Here is an 18,308-nt window from a genome sequence, read left to right as displayed (position 1 = left end):
GGCCGTCTGAAACCCCGTTCGCCGTCATTCCCGTGCAGGCGGGAATCTGCGGTTAAAGTCAGGCAATATCCTGTTTTAAAATGTGTTTCGGAAAATCAAACATGGATTCCCGCCTGCGCGGGAATGACGAAAAACCAAAGTATCAACACAAATCCAAACACAGCCTATTTTTCAGACGGCCTTTGGAGGGCGGGCGGTTACGCGGGCAGGCCGTCTGAAACCCCGTTCGCCGTCATTCCCGTGCAGGCGGGAATCTGCGGTTAAAGTCAGGCAATATCCTGTTTTAAAATGTGTTTCGGAAAATCAAACATGGATTCCCGCCTGCGCAAGAATGACGGTGGGGTAGCCGTATCTGCGTTTCCGTCCGCATGGATTCCTGCCTGTGCAGGAATGACGGCAGTTGGCATTTTTCCTGTTTCAGACGGCGTGTAAGCAGGCGTTTTGTTTTTTACGGAGGCCGTGGCCCGCTGCGGTTGTGCAGGCCGTCTGAACGGCGGCGGCATTACGTTTTCCGTCTGCAAACGGGCGGGTTGCGGCAAAACGACTTGTGCTGCGGGGCGTTGTCCGGATTTCCATGGGCAGGCAAAAGGCCGTCTGAAAACTTTTCAGACGGCCTTTTGCCTTGCAGAATGTTGCTATGCGTAGTTTTTCGTGCTTTTATACGCTTTCGTTATAACTCCTAGTACGCAGCGGTGCTTTATCCGCGCGTTTTTTATCTCCTAATATGGCGCAAAACCATAACAATACCCTTCCTTACAAAGGACTTCATCATGAGCCGCACCGTCAATATCCAGCAGTTTCTCAATGAAAACCGCTTTTCTCCCTACCAATGGATGATTTTCGTCATCTGTTTTCTCGTTGCCTTTTTCGACGGTATGGACACGGCCGCCATCGGCTACATTGCGCCGAGCCTGCTCGACGACTGGGGCATCGAAAAGAAGGAACTCGCGCCCGTGTTGAGCGCGGCCTTGTTCGGTCTGGCCATCGGTGCGGTGGTGTCGGGGCCGCTGGCGGATAAGTTCGGCCGCAAAATCGTGCTGACCGCTTCGGTGATTCTGTTTTCCGGATTCTGCGTGGCTTCGGCATGGGCGCAGGACCTGACGCAGATGGCGGTGCTGCGCTTCATCACGGGTTTGGGGCTGGGCGCGGCGATGCCCAATGCGGTAACGCTGCTCACGGAATATTGCCCCGACCACAAGCGCGCGATGATTGTGAACACGATGTACTGCGGTTTTCCCGTGGGCGCGGCGGCGGGCGGCTTTTTCGCGTCGTGGCTGATTCCGGCCTACGGCTGGCAGACGGCGCTGATGTGGTGCGGCCTGCTGCCTTTGGTGTTGGGCGTGCTGATGGTTTTTCTGCTGCCGCGTTCGGTGTCGTATCTGGCCGTGAAGAAAAAGCCTGCGGAGCAAATCCGCAGAATCCTGAAGCGCATCAACCCGAATGCGGATTTGGACGGCGCGGAATTCGTGGTGGATCAGAGCAAAATCACCCACAGCAGCGAAAACCCGATGGCGATGGTGTTGGGCAGCCATTTCCGTTTCGGTTCGATTCTGCTGTGGCTCAGCTACTTTACCGGCCTGATTATTTTCTACGCGATGATTAACTGGATGCCCGTGCTGTTTAAAGAAGCGAATATGCCGCCCGAACTGGGGCCGCGCATTTCCGGCCTGTTCGCACTCGGCGGCTTGGGCGCGATTGCCAGCGGCTACCTGATGGACCGTTTCAACGGCAACAAACTGATTGCGCTGCTTTCTTTCCTGACCGCCGTTTCCGTGGCCTGCATCGGCTGGGCGTTGGGGCAGGGCTTGGGCATGCTGATTGCCGTGGTGCTGTTTGCCGGCGTGATGCAGAACACCGCGCAAACGTCGCTGCCTGCGCTGGCGGCGAAGTTCTACCCCGCCGAATGCCGCTCGACCGGCGTGTCGTGGATGCTGGGCATCGGCCGCTTCGGTGCGATTGCGGGCACGTTCCTGACCGGCCAGTTGATTGCGTGGAAGCTGGATTTCATCACCATTTTCGTGATTCTGGCCGTTCCGTCGCTGATTCTGAGCGTGTGTCTGCTGTTGAAACAGAAAATCTACGGCGACAATTAATGCCGTTTTTTCAGACGGCCTGAGACTTTTGCACAATAAAATCTATGTCCGTCATTCCCGCGCAGGCGGGAATCCAGAATTTTAACTTGCTGTAATTCTTAAATATTCCTGAATCCGACAGGTCTGGATTCCCGCCTGCGCGGGAATGACGGATTAGAGATTTTTGAATACTTTCAGATTTTGCAAAGGTCTCGGTCTGCGTGCTGTGAGGCCGTCTGAAAATTTTAAGCCGTTGTAAACACGTTCCCTTTTCCATGGGAAAAGGCTGAACGTTTGAGACTGAAAAACAACGTTGCTGCGAAACAACCTTTTTGCCCTCTCCTGCATGGGAGGGAACAGATGAAAGAAGCCCGACCGCTCGCGCTTTTTTCAGACGGCCTTAATACCGTTTTGCCGAATGCCGTCTGAACCCCCCGAAAACATCCCAAAGGAGACCCCATGAGCCTCATCATCGACTGCCACGGCCACTACACCACCGCGCCGCCATCGCTTGAAGCGTGGCGCAACAGGCAAATCGCCGCCATCGGCAACCCGTCGCAGATGCCCAAAGCGTCCGAACTCAAAATCAGCGACGACGAATTGCGCGAAACCATCGAAAAAAACCAGCTGCGCCTGATGAAAGAGCGCGGTGCGGACATGACGCTGTTTTCCCCGCGCGCCAGCTTTATGGCGCACCACATCGGCGATTTTGAAGTGTCGTCCGCTTGGGCGGCGATTTGCAACGAACTGTGCTACCGCGTCTCGCAACTCTTCCCCGACAATTTCGTGCCTGTCGCCATGCTGCCGCAAAGCCCGGGCGTTTCGGTGGAAACCTGCATCGCCGAGCTGGAACGCTGCGTCAACGAATACGGCAACGTCGGCATCAACCTGAACCCCGACCCGTCGGGCGGCCATTGGACTTCGCCGCCGCTGACCGACAAATACTGGTATCCGATTTACGAAAAAATGGTGGAATACGACATTCCGGCCATGATTCACGTTTCCACTTCGTGCAACAACTGCTTCCACACCACCGGTGCGCACTATCTCAACGCCGACACCACCGCGTTTATGCAGCTTTTGCAGGGCGACCTGTTCAAAGACTTCCCGACCCTGCGCTTCCTGATTCCGCACGGCGGCGGTGCGGTTCCCTACCACTGGGGACGCTTCCGCGGCCTGGCGATGGTGTTGAAAAAGCCCGAATTGGAAGAGCACCTGCTGAACAACATTTTCTTCGACACCTGCGTGTACCACCAACCCGGCATTGATTTGCTGCTGGATGTCGTGCCGAACAAAAACATCCTGTTCGCATCGGAAATGATCGGCGCGGTGCGCGATATCGACCCGCGCACGGGCTTCTATTTCGACGACACCAAACGCTACATCGAAGCAGCAAATATTTCCGTCGAAGAAAAACACCAAATCTACGAAGGCAATGCCCGCCGCGTGTTCCCGCGGTTGGATGCCCGCCTGAAAGCGAAAGGACTGTAACCATGAGCGACCTCAAGCCCAACCAATTAGGCATCGTCAAACGCAACATCAAACGCGCCGACCCCGCCGCCGTCGAAAAACTCTCGCGCTTCGGCGTGGCCACCATCCACGAAGCGATGGGGCGCACCGGCCTGATGAAACCCTATATGCGCCCGATTTTCCCGCAGGCCAAAATCTGCGCCACCGCCGTTACCGCGCTCTTGCAGCCGGGCGACAACTGGATGATGTTTGTCGCCGCCGAACAAATCCAACCCGGCGATGTCGTCGTGGCCGCCTGCACCACCGAAAACAGCGACGGCTTTTTCGGCGACCTGCTCGCCACCTCCTATAAAGCGCGCGGCGCAAAAGGCCTGATTATCGACGGTGGCGTGCGCGACGTGGCCGACCTCACCGAAATGGGTTTCCCCGTTTTCTCCAAAGCCATCCACGCCAAAGGCACGATTAAAGCGACATTGGGTTCGGTGAACGTTCCCGTCGTCTGCGCCGGCGCGCTGGTGAACCCGGGCGACGTGATTGTGGCCGACATCGACGGCGTGGTCGTCGTACCCGCCGCAATCGCCATGGAAGTGGCCGACAAAGCCGAAGCACGCGAAGCCAACGAAGCCGACAAACGCCAAATCTTCGCCGACGGCACGCTCGGTTTGGATTACTACAAAATGCGCGAAGGGCTGGAAAAAGCGGGTTTGAAGTATATTGATTGAGGTGAAAAATTCAGACGGCCTTAAAATGCTAAGGCCGTCTGAAAGGGAACATAAATTAAAAAGATATGTTGATTAATTTTGGTTTTGAGTTTGTTCTTCTTCGCGCAGATGAGCAAGGATGTTTTTCAATAACATCAAATCGTTACCAACATCAGCATAATCATCCTCATGAATATCCGGATCAGCCATTCTTAATTCAAAATAGGAAATTTGAAATTCGACTGCCCTAATTAAGAAACCCAACTCTTTTGAAGCAAGCTCTACGGAATATTTTCTAGGTGAATTCATAATATTATCTCTCTATTAATTTACTGAACTTTGATGAACAGGCTGTTAGCTTGTTGCAGTAACCTTTAGATCGGGGAAAATCCAATACTTTCTTGAAGATAACTACTTTGCTGGTTTTAACCAACCCCAACTAAAGTTTAAAACCCATAAGGCTGTCTGTAATAAAACAATTTTACCGTACACAATAAAAACCATATAAAAACCATATTTCCATACTATAAATAAAAAGGAGAAAACCATGAAAACCCAAGTCGCCATCATCGGCGCAGGCCCGTCGGGTTTGCTGCTCGGCCAACTGCTCCATAAGCAGGGCATCGACAACATTATTCTCGAACGCCAAAGCGGCGAATATGTACTCGGCCGCATCCGCGCGGGCGTGCTCGAGCAGACCACCGTTCAAGGGCTGGAAAAAGCGGGCGCGGCGGAACGGATGCACCGCGAAGGTTTGGTTCACGACGGCGTGGAGCTGGTGTTCGACCGCAAACGCCGCCGCGTGGATTTTCAAAAGGAAATCGGCAAAAGCGTGGTGGTGTACGGCCAAACCGAAGTGACCCGCGACCTGATGGACGCGCGCGCGGCCACGGGCGGCATCACCGTTTACGGTGCGGAAGACGTTGCCCTGCACGACATCGACACCGACGCGCCCTACGTTACCTACCGCAAAGACGGCGAAACCTGCCGCATCGACTGCCGCTTCATCGCAGGCTGCGACGGTTTCCACGGCGTATCGCGCCGCAGCATTCCCGAAGGCGTGTTGAAAACCTACGAACGCGTTTACCCCTTCGGCTGGCTGGGTTTGCTGTCCGACACGCCGCCTGTGTCCGACGAACTGATTTACGTCAAACACGAAAACGGCTTCGCCCTGTGCAGCCAGCGTTCGACCACGCGCAGCCGCTACTACCTGCAAGTGCCGCTCACCGACAAAGTGGAAGACTGGCCCGACGAACGCTTTTGGGCGGAGCTGAAAAACCGTCTCTCTCCCGAAGCCGCCGAACGCCTGATTACCGGCCCGAGCTTGGAAAAAAGCATCGCCCCGCTGCGCAGCTTCGTGAGCGAACCGATGCGCTACCAATCCTTATTTTTGGCAGGCGACGCGGCGCACATCGTGCCGCCGACGGGCGCGAAAGGCCTGAACCTGGCTGCGGGCGACGTACAATGCCTGGTCGACGCGTTCGCCGATTTCTACCATAACCAAAGCAGCGCGGGCATCGACGGCTATTCCGAACGCTGCCTCAAACGCGTCTGGGCGGCGGAGCGTTTTTCATGGTATATGACCAAGCTGCTGCACACCTTCCCCGACAGCGACGATTTCGAGCGTAAGATGCAGGAAGCCGAGTTCAACCAACTGAACCTGACCGAAAACGCCGCCAAAACGCTGGCGGAAAACTACGTTGGTTTGCCTTATTAACGTAAGGCCGTCTGAACCCGAAAACAGCCAAATGTTGGGTCTTGACCCAACCTACCTTCCAAGGCCGTCTGAAACCGAAAAAGGTAGGTTGGGTTGAAAACCCAACAAAAGATTAACATTGCTGTATCCAAACCAATATTAAGGCCGTCTGAACCCCAACATTTTTCAGACGGCCTCTCCCGAAAAGGAAACTTCATGAGCGCATTTGAAAAAACACCGGGCTGGCTGGATTTCCACCCCAACCCGTCCAAACCGAAACTGCAACTGCCGCAAGGTGCGGTGGATGCGCATTGCCATGTGTTCGGCCCGGGCGACGTGTTCCCCTACGCGCCCGAGCGCAAATACACGCCGTGCGACGCAGGCAAAGACAAACTCTTTGCCCTGCGCGATTTGCTCGGCTTCGAGCGCAACGTGATTGTGCAGGCCACCTGCCACGGTGCGGACAACCGCGCTTTGGTTGATGCGCTGGAAACCGCCGGCAACAAGGCGCGCGGCGTGGCGACGGTTAAGGCCGACGTTACCGAAGAAGAATTACAGCGGCTGCACGCGGCAGGCGTGCGCGGCGTGCGTTTCAATTTCGTGAAACGCCTGGTCGATACCGCGCCCGTCGATACCCTGCGCACCATCGCCGAGAAAATCGCGCCCTTGGGCTGGCACATCGTGATTTACTTTGAAGCGGCGGACTTGGCCGAGTATTACGACTTTTTCACGTCGCTGCCGACCACCGTCGTTGTCGACCACATGGGCAGACCTGACGTTTCGCAGCCTGCCCACGGCGGCGATTTCGAGTTGTTCGTCAAACTGATGCGCGAAAACCCGAATTTCTGGAGCAAACTTTCCTGCCCCGAACGCTTGAGCAACACCGGCCCCGCCGCGCTTGACGGCGAACAGAACGCCTACACCGACGTCGTTCCCTTCGCACGCCGTTTGATGCAGGAATTCCCCGACCGCGTACTGTTCGGCACCGACTGGCCGCATCCGAATCTGAAAGACCACATGCCCGACGACGGCCTGCTGGTGGACTGGCTGGCGCACGTCGCACCCACGGAAGCGGAACGGCGGAAAATTCTGGTGGACAACCCGATGCGGCTGTATTGGCCGGAGGAGGCGTAAGGCCGAGACCGCTGTAAAACTCGTAGATTTTCAGAAACATGTAATTCGTCATTCCCGCGTAGGCGGGAATCCAGAACGTTAACCTTATGTAATCTATATGTTTCTGAAGCCGATAAGTCTGGATTCCCGCCTGCGCGGGGGAAGCGTAGCGGACTTGCGCAGCTAATGACGGGCATAGGATTCTCGGTTTAAGTCTGGTTTTGCAAGACTCTCAGGCCGTCTGAAAACGGTACAGCCGCAATTCCGTCCCGTCCCGATACGGCACATCTTTTTCAGACGGCCTTCATCCGCAATCAGGCCGTCTGAAAACCCGACAAACAACACCCCAACCCCAGAGGAGCAAGCAAAATGGCACTCGACAAGCCTTACAAAGACATCCCCGGCACCCGCATTTTCGATTCCGAACGCGCCAGCCAGGGCTACCATCTCAACCAGTTCTGCATGTCGCTGATGAAGGCGGAAAACCGCGAGCGTTTCAAAGCCGACCAGCGCGCGTATATGGACGAATGGCCGATGACCGAGGAGCAGAAAGACGCGGTGGTTGCACGCGATTTGAACCGCCTGATGGATTTGGGCGGTAATATCTACGTGCTCGCCAAAATCGGTGCGACCGACGGCCTGACCTTCCAGCAGATGGCGGGCAGCATGACCGGCATGAGCGAGCAGGAATACCGCGACATGATGGTCAACGGCGGCCGCAGCATTGAGGGCAACCGCTATCTGCACGAGCAGGAAGACAAGAAATAACGCGGTTTCCAACGGCATTGCCGCTTCTGCGGGTTTCCCTGTGAAGTCGGCAAAGGGAAGAATCCTACCGTTCGAAAACCGAATTCAGACGGCATCACGCCCACTCCCGCAAGAGTGGGAACGGTTGCCCCAACCTAAGCCAAAGCGGTTTGCAATTCCGTCAAACCGAACCGCTCAGGCCGTCTGAAACCTTATTCAAAACCACCCGCACAGACGCACAGGCCGTCTGAAAAGGAGAAATCATGGCAAAAATCACCGCAAGCGTTTATACCTCACACGTTCCCGCCGTCGGCGTGGCATGGGATTTGAAAAAAACCGGCGAAGACTACTGGAAACCCGTGTTCGCAGGCTACGATTACAGCAAGCAATGGCAGAAAGACAACCGCCCCGACGTGGTGATCCTCGTGTACAACGACCACACCAACAACTTCGGTTTCGACCTGATTCCCACCTTCGCGCTGGGCATGAACCACGTTTTCCAACCCAGCGACGAAGGCTGGGGGCCGCGTCCCGTGCCGCCCGTGGTCGGCGATCAAAAATTCGCGTCCCATCTGGCGCATGCCGTCATCGAACAGGGCTTCGATTTGACCCTGTGCTACGAAATGGAAGTCGACCACGGCCTGACCGTGCCGATGACGCTGATGTTCGGCGATGCCGACCCGTGGCCGGTGAAAGTGATTCCGCTGCATGTGAATGTGGTGCAATACCCCGTGCCGAGCGGCCAACGCTGCTACGATTTGGGCCGCGCCATCCGCAAGGCCGTGGAAAGCTACGACGAAGATTTGAACGTCCACATCTGGGGCACGGGCGGCATGAGCCACCAGCTCCAAGGCCCGCGTGCCGGTTTGATTAACAAAGAATGGGACAACCGATTCTTGGACGACCTGATTGCCGACCCGAAAGAACTGGCGAAAAAACCGCATGTCGAATATGTTCGCGAAGCCGGTTCGGAAGGCATCGAACTCGTGATGTGGCTCATCGCCCGCGCCGCCATGTGCGAAGAAGGCGAAGAACCGGTGGTGAAACACCGCTTCTACCACGTGCCCGCATCGAACACCGCCGTCGGCCATCTGATTTTGGAAGCACCGAAGAAATAAGGTTTTACGGCATTTTTGAGGGTAAGGCCGTCTGAAACCCCGTTTCCCATCCAACATCCAAACAAAGGAATATCCATGAGCAAAACCATCAAAGTCGCATTGGCCGGAGCCGGCGCATTCGGCGAAAAACACCTTGACGGCATCAAAAACATTCCCGATGTCGAAGTCGTCGCCCTCATCGGCCGCGATTTGGAAAAAACCCAAGCCGTGGCCGACAAATACGGCATCGGTTTCGTGACCACCGAATTGGCCGATGCCCTGTCCATGCCCGAAGTCGATGCCGTGATTTTGTGCACGCCCACGCAGATGCACGCGGAGCAGACGCTGCAATGCCTGCGCGCAGGCAAACACGTTCAGGTGGAAATTCCGCTGGCCGACTCTTGGGCGGATGCCGAAGAAGTGCTGCGCGTACAGAAAGAAGCCGGCCTGGTGGCGATGGTCGGCCACACCCGCCGCTTCAATCCCAGCCATCAATGGGTGCACAACAAAATCCAAGCCGGCGAACTGAACATTCAGCAGATGGACGTGCAAACCTACTTTTTCCGCCGCACCAACACCAACGCCAAAGGCGAACCGCGTTCGTGGACGGATCATCTGCTGTGGCACCACGCCGCGCACACGGTCGACCTGTTCCAATACCAAACCGGCAGCAAAGTGGTGAAAGCCAACGCGATTCAAGGGCCGAAGCATCCCGTTTTGGGCATCGCGATGGACATGTCCATCCAGCTTCAGGCTGAAAACGGCGCGATTTGCACGCTGTCGCTGTCGTTCAACAACGACGGCCCCTTGGGCACGTTCTTCCGCTACATCTGCGACAACGGTACCTACATCGCCCGCTACGACGACTTGGTCAACGGCAAAGAAGAGCCGGTGGACGTGAGCAAAGTGGCCGTATCCATGAACGGCATCGAACTGCAAGACCGCGAATTCTTCGCCGCCATCCGCGAAGGCCGCCAGCCGAACGCCAGCGTCGAGAGCGTGATCGACTGCTATAAGGTGTTGGGCGAGTTGGAAAAACAGTTGGAAGCGTAAACCCTTTCCATGCCGTCTGAAAACCTTTTTCAGACGGCATTTCCGCGGTTCGGATTCGTGCGGAGTTGCCGCAAAGATTCCGAGGTCGGCAATGTCCGTACGGATGCCGTTACGCCGCAATTCCGCCGAATGTTTTTCAGACGGCCTGCGCGGTTATCAGGCCGTCTGAAAAGCAGAAACTTCAAATAAGAAAGGCTGTGTGGATAATGCGTCGGTTGCACCAGCCGTGGTTTCCATGCCGTCATTCCCGCGCAGGCGGGAATCCATGGTTCATCTTCACAAACGGATGAATCAACCGGATTGTTCACATTCAAAACCGGATGCCCGACATTGCAGAAATGACGGAAATCCGACCGACAACCCGCCCCCGTCCCGCCATAGCCGAAAACACAACCCGTTCAAAAAAGGAAACCCCATGCCGAACACCCGCCTTCTTGCCGGCAAAGCCGTCCATCCCGTCGGCCTCGGCTGCATGAACCTCAGCCATGCCTACGGCACGCCGCCGTCTGAAAACGAAGCCGCCGCGCTGCTGCTCAAAGCCGTCGATTTGGGCTACGACCATTTCGACACCGCCACGCTCTACGGCTTCGGTGCCAACGAAACCCTGGTCGGCAAAACCCTCAAGCCCCACCGCAGCAGCATCCTGCTCGCCAGCAAATGCGGCATGGGCGGCGTGGACGGCAAACGCGTAATCGACGGCCGCCCCGAAACCCTGATGCAGCAGGCCGAAGCATCGCTGCAACGCCTGCAAACCGACGTTATCGATCTCTATTACCTGCACCGCTGGGACAAAAACGTGCCTGTCGAAGAGAGCGTCGGCGCATTGTCGCGGCTGGTCGAGCAGGGCAAAATCCGTGCGATCGGCCTGTCGGAAGTATCCGCCGCCACGCTGGAAAAAGCCCATGCCGTCCACCCGATTGCCGCCGTACAGACCGAATATTCCCTGTGGACGCGCAACCCCGAAATCGCCGTTTTGCAGAAAACCCGCGAACTGGGTGCGGCATTCGTTGCCTTCAGCCCCGTCGCACGCGGCTTCTTGGGCGGTTTGCGCGACATTTCGGCGTTGGAAGAAAAAGACATCCGCCGCCCCATGCCGCGTTTTTCCCCCGAAAACTACCCTGCCAACCTGCGCCTGCTCGACGCGCTGCAAGGCTTGGCGGCGCAGGCGGGCTGCACCGCCGCCCAATTGGGTTTGGCATGGCTGTTGGCGCAATCCGGCCATATCCTGCCGATTCCCGGCACCACTTCGCCGCAGCACCTGGCCGAAAACTTTGCCGCTGCCGAACTGGAAATCGATGCCGCCATCCTGCAACAAGCGGGCGAGTTGATTCATCAGGGCAGCGTTGCCGGCGCGCGTTATCCCGCCGCGACTCAGGCAGAGATTGATACGGAAGAATTCTGAGTCGGATAACCCTTGCCGCAGCAAGCCGCAGCCTGCCGTCCCGTTCGGAAGAGTGCAACTTGCGGAAAATATGTTTGAGCAGGGTTTATCGAAAAAAACAGGCCGTCTGAAAACAGTTTTCAGACGGCCTTAATACGAAAAGGCACCGTCATTCCCGCGCAGGCGGGAATCCATCGGCTTTCTGAAATGCCTGAATAAAAAACGTTTCTTGCCGTTTACCATGGATTCCCGCCTGCACGGGAATGACGGCAGATGATGTTTATCGGATGCGTCAAGGCATGAAGCATTAGCAGGTCGGATTCGGATGTCCAAAGATACCGAGGCCGTCTGAAAATAGTTTTCAGACGGCCTTCAGCTTGGGCGGCATATTCAGGGAAAGTAATCGAAAGTCGGGACGGGCAGACAGTGTTTGCGGAACGGAAAGGTAAAAACGCCGACAGTCGGTGTCGGCAGGGCAGTAAGGCCGTCTGAATCCGGTGCGGCAAACCGATTCATCTGTCAGTCAAATACCCGTTCAGCCATTTTTCAGGCGGCATATTCTTCCAGCGCGGCCATCCCGCCTTCATCCGCACCTTCCTTTACCGCAACCACCACTTTTCCCTTCGTCCGCCCGAGTGCCGCGTATTCAAGTGCGTTTTGCGTTTCGGCAAACGGAAACACGTGGTCGATAACGGGGCGGATACGCTCGGCTTCGATTAAGTCGGTAATCCGCTGCAAATCCGCGCCGTGCGGTTGAACGAAGTGGAAGGTGTAGTGGGTGTGCAGACGGCGGGCGCGCAACCGCATCGGCAGGGAACACAGGGAAAACAGCCCCTGTTTTGCCAGTCCGGCTCCCCATTGCGCGGCAGCGGCGGCGGTGGGCATGGATGCGATGGAAACCACCGTGCCGCCCGGTTTGAGTACCAGAAAAGAATGCTTGAGCGTGTCGCCGCCTATCGTGTCGAGCACAGCATCGTAATTGCTCAGCAGCGTTTGGAACGGCTCGGTTTTATAGTCGATGACGCGGTCGGCGCCCAAACTGTGAACCAGATAACGGCTGTCGCCGCTGGCGGTGGCGGCAGTATAGGCACCGATGTGGTTGGCAAGCTGGACGGCAAACGAACCGATGCCGCCTGCGCCCGCATGAATCAGCACTTTCTGGTTCGGACGCAGGCCGATGTCGCGGAAAATCTGCCACACGGTCAGGCCGACCAGCGGAATCGAAGCCGCTTCGGCAAAATTCAGATTGCGCGGTTTGAACGCCAGCGTTTTCTCGTTGGCGGCGATGTATTCGGCAAACGAACCGATACGCGCTCTTTCGGCGCAACCGTACACCTCGTCGCCAACCTTAAAGCGGCGCACGCCCCTGCCCACCGCCACCACCACGCCGGCAAAGTCGCTGCCCAAAGTCAGCGGCATCGTATATTTGAGCAGGCTTTTCAGACCGCCGTTGCGGATTTTCAGGTCGATGGGGTTGACCGACGCAGCGCGGATTTCCACCAACACGTCGGTGCGGCCCAGCACAGGCAGCGGCACGGTGTTTTCCTGCACCGGACAATGTTTGCCGTAACGCTCGATCTGCATCGCCTTCATGGTGTAGGGCAGTGTTTCGGACTGCATTCTGTATGCTTCTCCCAGCATGAACATTTTTACACAAGGCCGTTATTGTATTGCAAAACACCGCGGTTTGTTTGGCATTTTGTTTATAATTACTTGATTTATTTAATGTTTTATTTGAACAAAGATGATGTTAATCAGGGATGAGCGGTTGATTGCGGTTTTAAATGGCAGATAATTTCCTTTTGGGAGATAAATTTTATTGAAATGATTTAATTATTTCTTTTTGTGTAATTGTAAAATTATTTCAAACAGCAGCATTGCAGACGTAAGTCGGAGGGAAAGGCCGTCTGAAAAACGGTTTTCAGACGGCCTTTCCGGTTTAACGAACGGCAGCGGCCAACCGTGCCGTTTCCGTTTGCAGTTTGTCCAGTTGTAGCGGCTGGTCGGGCGGCAGGCCGTTGGAACCGAATTTTTCGTGAATGATTTGTCCGTTTTCCAGCGTCCAATTCTGTTCGCGGTGGTCGGCGGAAGTGTCGGCGGTTACGCCGTCGGCGGCAAGGGCAACGGTAGAAGAACGGGCTTTGTACACTTGGCCGTTGTCCAGATAGTATTCAAAGCTTTGCCGTTTGCGGCCGTTGTCATAGCTGTAATAGATTTTTTCGGGCAGACCCTGCGCATCGTAGCCGACCACCAGGCTGTTGTGCTTCATGCCTGCGGGCATTACGGCGGCCAAATCGTTGAGTTGGACGTAGTTGCTGCGGTTGGCGGCGGCTTGATTGGCCTGTTGCTGCGTCGAGCGGATGCGCTTCTGTCTGTGTTTGGCTTTGGCGGCCGACTGCTGCCGTTGAAGTGCTGTTCTGTAAGCATCGGCGGCGGAGGGCAGGGCATTCGAGCGGTCGCCGACGCTGCGCCACAGCGAACCGTCGGCCTGCCAGATGTCGGTGCGGACGGCAACGGCGGTGTAGTTGTCCGCACCGTCCGGACGCAGCAGGGTGTTTTGCGCGCTGAACGGTTTGCCGTCGAGATAGCGGTAAACGGCGATCAGGCGTTCTGCTCCTTCTGTCTGCGTCACCGATACTTCCAGTACATCGTTTTGGTGGAAATGGTAGGCCACCGATACGCGTCGGCCGTTTTCCGTTTCGTTGGCGTGCAGAAAGTGGCCTTTCCCGACCAGAAAACCGATTTTGAGGTCGGCCGACACATAATCGTTTTCGCTTTCGATGCGCGGAAAGTCCAGCGGCAGCGTACCCGTGTCGGCATATTCGCGTTCGTATGCCTGAACATCCATCACGCTTTTCCCTGCCACAAGGGCATTGTTCAGCGATTGAGCCAGCGGATTGGGCGGCGATTCGGCCTGTACGTCTTCCGGTTTGACCCCGTCGGCGAGAAACCATTCGGGTTTGAAGTGCCAAGCCAGTTTGGAGATCAGCCATAATGCGATCAGTACGGCGAAAAAAATTTTCAGCCATTTCATCATGAGTATGTTTCCCGGTTATCGGAGATGATATGAGGCCGTCTGAAAGCGTTTGGAACGGATTTCAGACGGCCTGGGTTAAGTTCGGCCGGCGCTCTTTCGTGCTGTGTCCGGATGCTGCCTGCCTTACTCGGTACAGAAAATGACTTAATTTTATGTTGTTGGAATGATTTGGGCAAGGCGTAATCGCTGTTTTTGCTGTTTCAGACGGCCTGTTCAGGCAGGGCTGCCGTTTTCCAGCATCAAAACAAACTGCGCCAATTCCTGCGGCAGTTCGGCTTTCAGGTGCAGCGGTTCGCCCGTGAGCGGATGGTTCAGATGCAGCTCGGCGGCGTGGAGAAACATCCGTTTCAGGCCGAGTTTGTGCAAACGGCGGTTGGCCTGATAGTCGCCGTAGCGTTCGTCGCCCGCAATCGGGCAGTTTTGCGACTGCATGTGTACGCGGATTTGGTGGGTGCGGCCGGTTTTGAGCGTGGCTTCGACCAGCGTCAGCGCAGACAGGCCGACTTGGTGCAAAAGGCCGTCTGAAAACCTGCCCAACACGCGGAAAATCGTGTGTGCCGATTGGCCGTCTTCGCTCACGCGCACCATTTTTTCGCCTTGTGCGCCGGTGTATTTGAAGAGCGGTAATTTGACGTGGAAACGGTCGTTGTTCAGACGGCCTACCCCCAGCGCAAGGTAGATTTTTTTCGGGTGGTCGTTGCGGATGGCTTCGTGCAGCTTTACCAGTGCGCTGCGTTTTTTGGCAATCATGAGCAGGCCACTGGTGTCCTTGTCGAGGCGGTGGACGAGTTCCAGATACTTGGCTTCGGGACGGGCGCGGCGGATTTGCTCAATCACGCCGAAACTCACGCCACTGCCGCCGTGTACCGCGACACCCGACGGTTTGTTGATGACCAGCAGCGCGTCGTCTTCATACACGGTTTCAAATTCGCGCGCGGGCGCGGTGGGGTTTTCAGACGGCCTTTGCCTTTCGGCGGTACGCACGGGCGGGATGCGGATTTCGTCGCCTTGGGCAATGCGGCTGTCGGCCTTGGCGCGTTTTTTGTTGATGCGCACTTCGCCCGCGCGGATGATGCGCCAAATGTGGCTTTTGGGAACGCCTTTTAAGGTTTTGACGAGGAAATTGTCGAGTCGCTGGCCTGCTTCGTGTTCGGAAACCGTTACCAGATTTGCCGAATCTTTGCTTATTGTCAGGGTTTTCATCTATAATCCGTTTACCTTTTCAGACGGCATTACAAAAGGTTTTTGCGGCCCGATGGCCGTGATGCCGGAAAAGAAGCAGGCCGTCTGAAATGTGGTTTTTTGAATATTTTATCTGAAAAAAGCACTCATAAGAATTTCCTTGCTCCGCCGCAAGCCAGGCGGGGGAAGACGTAATCAAGTTTAAACTTTTCCGGCAGGTGTGTTCCGCAGAGCGTGAGACGTTGTTGACGCAGCTCGGGCGGGGATGTAAACGCCGTGCCGGACGGTTATTGAAGAAGACGGCTGTTTTTTGGCGGTTTGAACGAAACCGCAGATATGTTTTTTTATTTCATATCTTATTGTTCTTTATAGATTTTACTGTTCTTTATCCCTTCTCGACCCGGCAGCGCGCCACACGCCGTTCGGGAGGCTTTTACCGTTGTCACGCAGAGTCCGGACAACGGCGTCTCCCGCGTTTCAGACGGCCTGCATCTTTGGTCGCGCGCAAGATTTAAAAACTGGTTACGCCTCGTGGGTGCAGAAACGAGGTTGTTATGAAACGTATGTTGTTTAACGCCACGCAGGCCGAAGAGCTGCGCGTGGCGATTGTCGACGGCCAAACCCTGCTGGATTTGGACATCGAAACGCTGGGTAAAGAACAGCGCAAAGGCAATATCTACAAGGGTGTCATCACCCGCATCGAACCGTCGTTGGAAGCCTGTTTCGTCGATTACGGAACCGACCGCCACGGCTTTCTCCCGTTCAAAGAAGTTTCCCGTTCCTATTTCCAAGACTACGAAGGCGGCCGCGCCCGCATTCAAGACGTGCTCAAAGAGGGCATGCAGGTCATCGTGCAGGTGGAAAAAGACGAACGCGGCAACAAAGGCGCGGCGCTCACCACCTTCATCAGCCTGGCGGGGCGTTATCTCGTCCTGATGCCCAACAACCCGCGCGGCGGCGGCGTGTCGCGCCGTATCGAAGGCGAAGAGCGTCAGGAACTCAAAGACGCAATGGCGCAGCTTGACGTGCCGCGCGGCATGAGCCTGATTGCCCGTACCGCCGGCATCGGCCGCAGCGTCGAAGAATTGCAGTGGGATTTCAACTACCTGCTGCAACTGTGGCGCGCCATTGAAGAAGCGGGCGACGCGCATCAGGAACCCTACCTGCTGTTTATGGAAAGCTCGCTGCTCATCCGCGCCATCCGCGACTACTACCGCCCCGACATCGGCGAAATTCTGGTGGACAATCAAGAAGTTCACGAACAGATTTCCGAGTTCATGAGCTATGTGATGCCGAACAACGTAGGCCGTCTGAAACTCTACCAAGACCACACGCCGCTGTTTTCCCGTTTTCAAATCGAACACCAAATCGAAAGTGCGTTTTCGCGCAGCGTCAGCCTGCCGAGCGGCGGCGCGATTGTGATTGACCATACCGAAGCCCTTGTTTCCATTGATGTAAACTCCGCACGCGCCACGCGCGGTGCGGACATCGAAGACACCGCCTTCAAAACCAATATGGAAGCGGCCGAAGAAGTGGCCCGCCAAATGCGCCTGCGCGACTTGGGCGGCCTGATTGTCATCGACTTCATCGACATGGAAAACGCCAAGCACCAGCGCGATGTCGAAACCGTATTGCGCGACGCGCTCAAAAAAGACCGCGCCCGCGTGCAGATGGGCAAACTTTCCCGCTTCGGCCTGCTCGAACTTTCGCGCCAACGCCTGAAGCCCGCGCTCGGCGAAAGCAGCCATGTGGCCTGTCCGCGCTGCGCCGGTACCGGCGTCATCCGCGGCATCGAATCGACCGCGCTGCATGTGTTGCGCATCATTCAGGAAGAAGCGATGAAGGACAACACCGGCGAGGTTCATGCCCAAGTGCCGGTGGACGTGGCCACCTTCCTGCTCAACGAAAAACGCGCCGAAATCTTCAACATCGAAGAACGGCTCGATGTGTCCGTATTGCTGATTCCGAACAACCGCATGGAAAATCCGCATTACGAAATCACCCGCGTGCGCATCGACGATGTGGACGACGAAGCCGAACCGAGCTACAAACGCGTCGAAGAACCTGAAGAAGGCGAAGAAACCCTGCCGTTCAACAGCGAGCGCGCCAAAGCCCCCCGTCCAGAACCCGCAGTCAAAGGTGTGCGCCATACCCAGCCTGCGCCCGCACCGGTGTTCCGTGTGGCCGAAGAGCATAAATCGTGGGGCGAACGGCTGAAATCGTGGTTCGGCGGACTGTTCCACCATGAAGCCGAAACACCCGCCGAGCCTGAAAAGCCTGCGGTTCAGAGCAGCGGCGAAAACCGCCGTCCGCGCGACCGCCGTCCGAACCCGCAGCGCAGCCGTCAGTCAGGGCGCGAAGAAAGCCGCGACGGAGCCAAAACGTCCGAACGCGAAAACGGCGAAGGCGGCAAGGCAGAACGTCAGGAACGTAACGGCGGCCAAAACCGCCGACGCGAGCGCAACCGCCAGCAAGAAGGCCGTCTGAAAAACCGTGCGGACGAAGCCGCCGAAAACGTCGGCAGCGATGCGGCAGAAACCGCAGCGGACAACGTTCAAAACGAAAACCGTGGCGGCAGACAGCGCGAACGCAACCGCGACCGTCAGGAACGCAACCGCGGCAAAGAGGCTGCGGGTGCAGCCGCCGCAGTGGGTTTGACGGCCGCCGCCGCGGCCGTATCCGAAGCGGATAAGCCGTTGCAGGATGTTGCGGAACAGCCTGCCGGACAGGATGCGGAAGTTACAGACGGCCGCCCAAGC

General features: G+C 56.4%; 15 protein-coding genes. 11 read left to right on the top strand and 4 right to left on the bottom strand.

Going from position 1 to position 18,308, the window contains the following annotated elements; genetic code table 11:
• The first annotated feature begins 123 nt into the window (after positions 1–123).
• The 4 genes from ACEYDX_RS09695 (at position 124) to ligK (ending at position 4,264) form a co-directional block, all read left to right on the top strand.
• Positions 124–264, top strand: a complete 141-nt coding sequence (locus ACEYDX_RS09695; RefSeq protein WP_373741822.1) for a hypothetical protein — start codon at positions 124–126, stop codon at positions 262–264.
• A gap of 506 nt (positions 265–770) precedes the next feature.
• Complete coding sequence (locus ACEYDX_RS09690; RefSeq protein ID WP_373741821.1) at positions 771–2,093, top strand: MFS transporter; 1,323 nt, start codon at positions 771–773, stop codon at positions 2,091–2,093.
• 438 nt (positions 2,094–2,531) lie between these two features.
• Positions 2,532–3,563 carry an amidohydrolase family protein gene (locus ACEYDX_RS09685; RefSeq protein ID WP_373741820.1) on the top strand — a complete coding sequence of 344 codons (1,032 nt, stop codon included), beginning with the start codon at positions 2,532–2,534 and terminating at the stop codon, positions 3,561–3,563.
• A 2-nt stretch (positions 3,564–3,565) separates the two neighbouring features.
• The gene (gene ligK / locus ACEYDX_RS09680) at positions 3,566–4,264 is read left to right on the top strand and encodes a 4-carboxy-4-hydroxy-2-oxoadipate aldolase/oxaloacetate decarboxylase (protein WP_373741819.1); all 699 of its coding nucleotides are present in this window, start codon (positions 3,566–3,568) and stop codon (positions 4,262–4,264) included.
• A gap of 72 nt (positions 4,265–4,336) precedes the next feature.
• Here ligK and ACEYDX_RS09675 read toward each other — a convergent pair whose 3' ends face one another.
• Positions 4,337–4,552, bottom strand: a complete 216-nt coding sequence (locus tag ACEYDX_RS09675) for a hypothetical protein (protein WP_373741818.1) — start codon at positions 4,550–4,552, stop codon at positions 4,337–4,339.
• 238 nt (positions 4,553–4,790) lie between these two features.
• On the opposite strand from ACEYDX_RS09675, the gene pobA reads away from it, so the two are divergent.
• The 6 genes from pobA to ACEYDX_RS09645 all read left to right on the top strand — a co-directional run bounded on the left by pobA (position 4,791) and on the right by ACEYDX_RS09645 (position 11,351).
• Positions 4,791–5,960 (top strand): 4-hydroxybenzoate 3-monooxygenase, encoded by a 1,170-nt coding sequence (gene pobA / locus ACEYDX_RS09670; protein WP_373741817.1) that lies wholly within the window; start codon positions 4,791–4,793, stop codon positions 5,958–5,960.
• Positions 5,961–6,053: 93 nt separating this feature from the next.
• Entirely contained in the window at positions 6,054–7,073 is a 1,020-nt protein-coding gene (locus ACEYDX_RS09665) for an amidohydrolase family protein (protein WP_373741816.1), read from the top strand.
• A 348-nt stretch (positions 7,074–7,421) separates the two neighbouring features.
• Positions 7,422–7,820, top strand: coding sequence for a protocatechuate 4,5-dioxygenase subunit alpha (gene ligA, locus ACEYDX_RS09660; RefSeq protein ID WP_373741815.1), 399 nt, complete (start codon positions 7,422–7,424; stop codon positions 7,818–7,820).
• 242 nt (positions 7,821–8,062) lie between these two features.
• Positions 8,063–8,917, top strand: a complete 855-nt coding sequence (locus tag ACEYDX_RS09655) for a class III extradiol dioxygenase subunit beta (RefSeq protein ID WP_373741814.1) — start codon at positions 8,063–8,065, stop codon at positions 8,915–8,917.
• Between the two features lie 75 nt (positions 8,918–8,992).
• Complete coding sequence (locus tag ACEYDX_RS09650) at positions 8,993–9,949, top strand: Gfo/Idh/MocA family oxidoreductase (protein WP_373741813.1); 957 nt, start codon at positions 8,993–8,995, stop codon at positions 9,947–9,949.
• Positions 9,950–10,364: 415 nt separating this feature from the next.
• Positions 10,365–11,351 carry an aldo/keto reductase gene (locus ACEYDX_RS09645; RefSeq protein ID WP_373741812.1) on the top strand — a complete coding sequence of 329 codons (987 nt, stop codon included), beginning with the start codon at positions 10,365–10,367 and terminating at the stop codon, positions 11,349–11,351.
• A 525-nt stretch (positions 11,352–11,876) separates the two neighbouring features.
• On the opposite strand, the gene ACEYDX_RS09640 is transcribed toward ACEYDX_RS09645, so the two are convergent.
• From ACEYDX_RS09640 to ACEYDX_RS09630, 3 genes are all read right to left on the bottom strand, one after another.
• Positions 11,877–12,950, bottom strand: coding sequence for an NADP-dependent oxidoreductase (locus tag ACEYDX_RS09640; protein WP_373741811.1), 1,074 nt, complete (start codon positions 12,948–12,950; stop codon positions 11,877–11,879).
• Positions 12,951–13,269: 319 nt separating this feature from the next.
• On the bottom strand, positions 13,270–14,367 hold the full coding sequence (locus tag ACEYDX_RS09635) for a hypothetical protein (protein WP_373741810.1): 1,098 nt from the start codon (positions 14,365–14,367) through the stop codon (positions 13,270–13,272).
• A 213-nt stretch (positions 14,368–14,580) separates the two neighbouring features.
• Positions 14,581–15,570, bottom strand: a complete 990-nt coding sequence (locus tag ACEYDX_RS09630; protein ID WP_373741809.1) for an RluA family pseudouridine synthase — start codon at positions 15,568–15,570, stop codon at positions 14,581–14,583.
• A gap of 533 nt (positions 15,571–16,103) precedes the next feature.
• Between ACEYDX_RS09630 and ACEYDX_RS09625 the strand changes: the two genes are divergently transcribed.
• On the top strand, positions 16,104–18,308 hold a 2,205-nt coding region (locus tag ACEYDX_RS09625), incomplete at its 3' end, for an Rne/Rng family ribonuclease (protein WP_373741808.1).

Origin of the sequence: Neisseria sp. (assembly GCF_041804105.1) — a bacterium.
Lineage (GTDB): Bacteria > Pseudomonadota > Gammaproteobacteria > Burkholderiales > Neisseriaceae > Neisseria.
The sequence above is the reverse complement of the archived record's forward strand: the minus strand, read 5'-3'. Positions and strand labels throughout refer to the sequence as shown.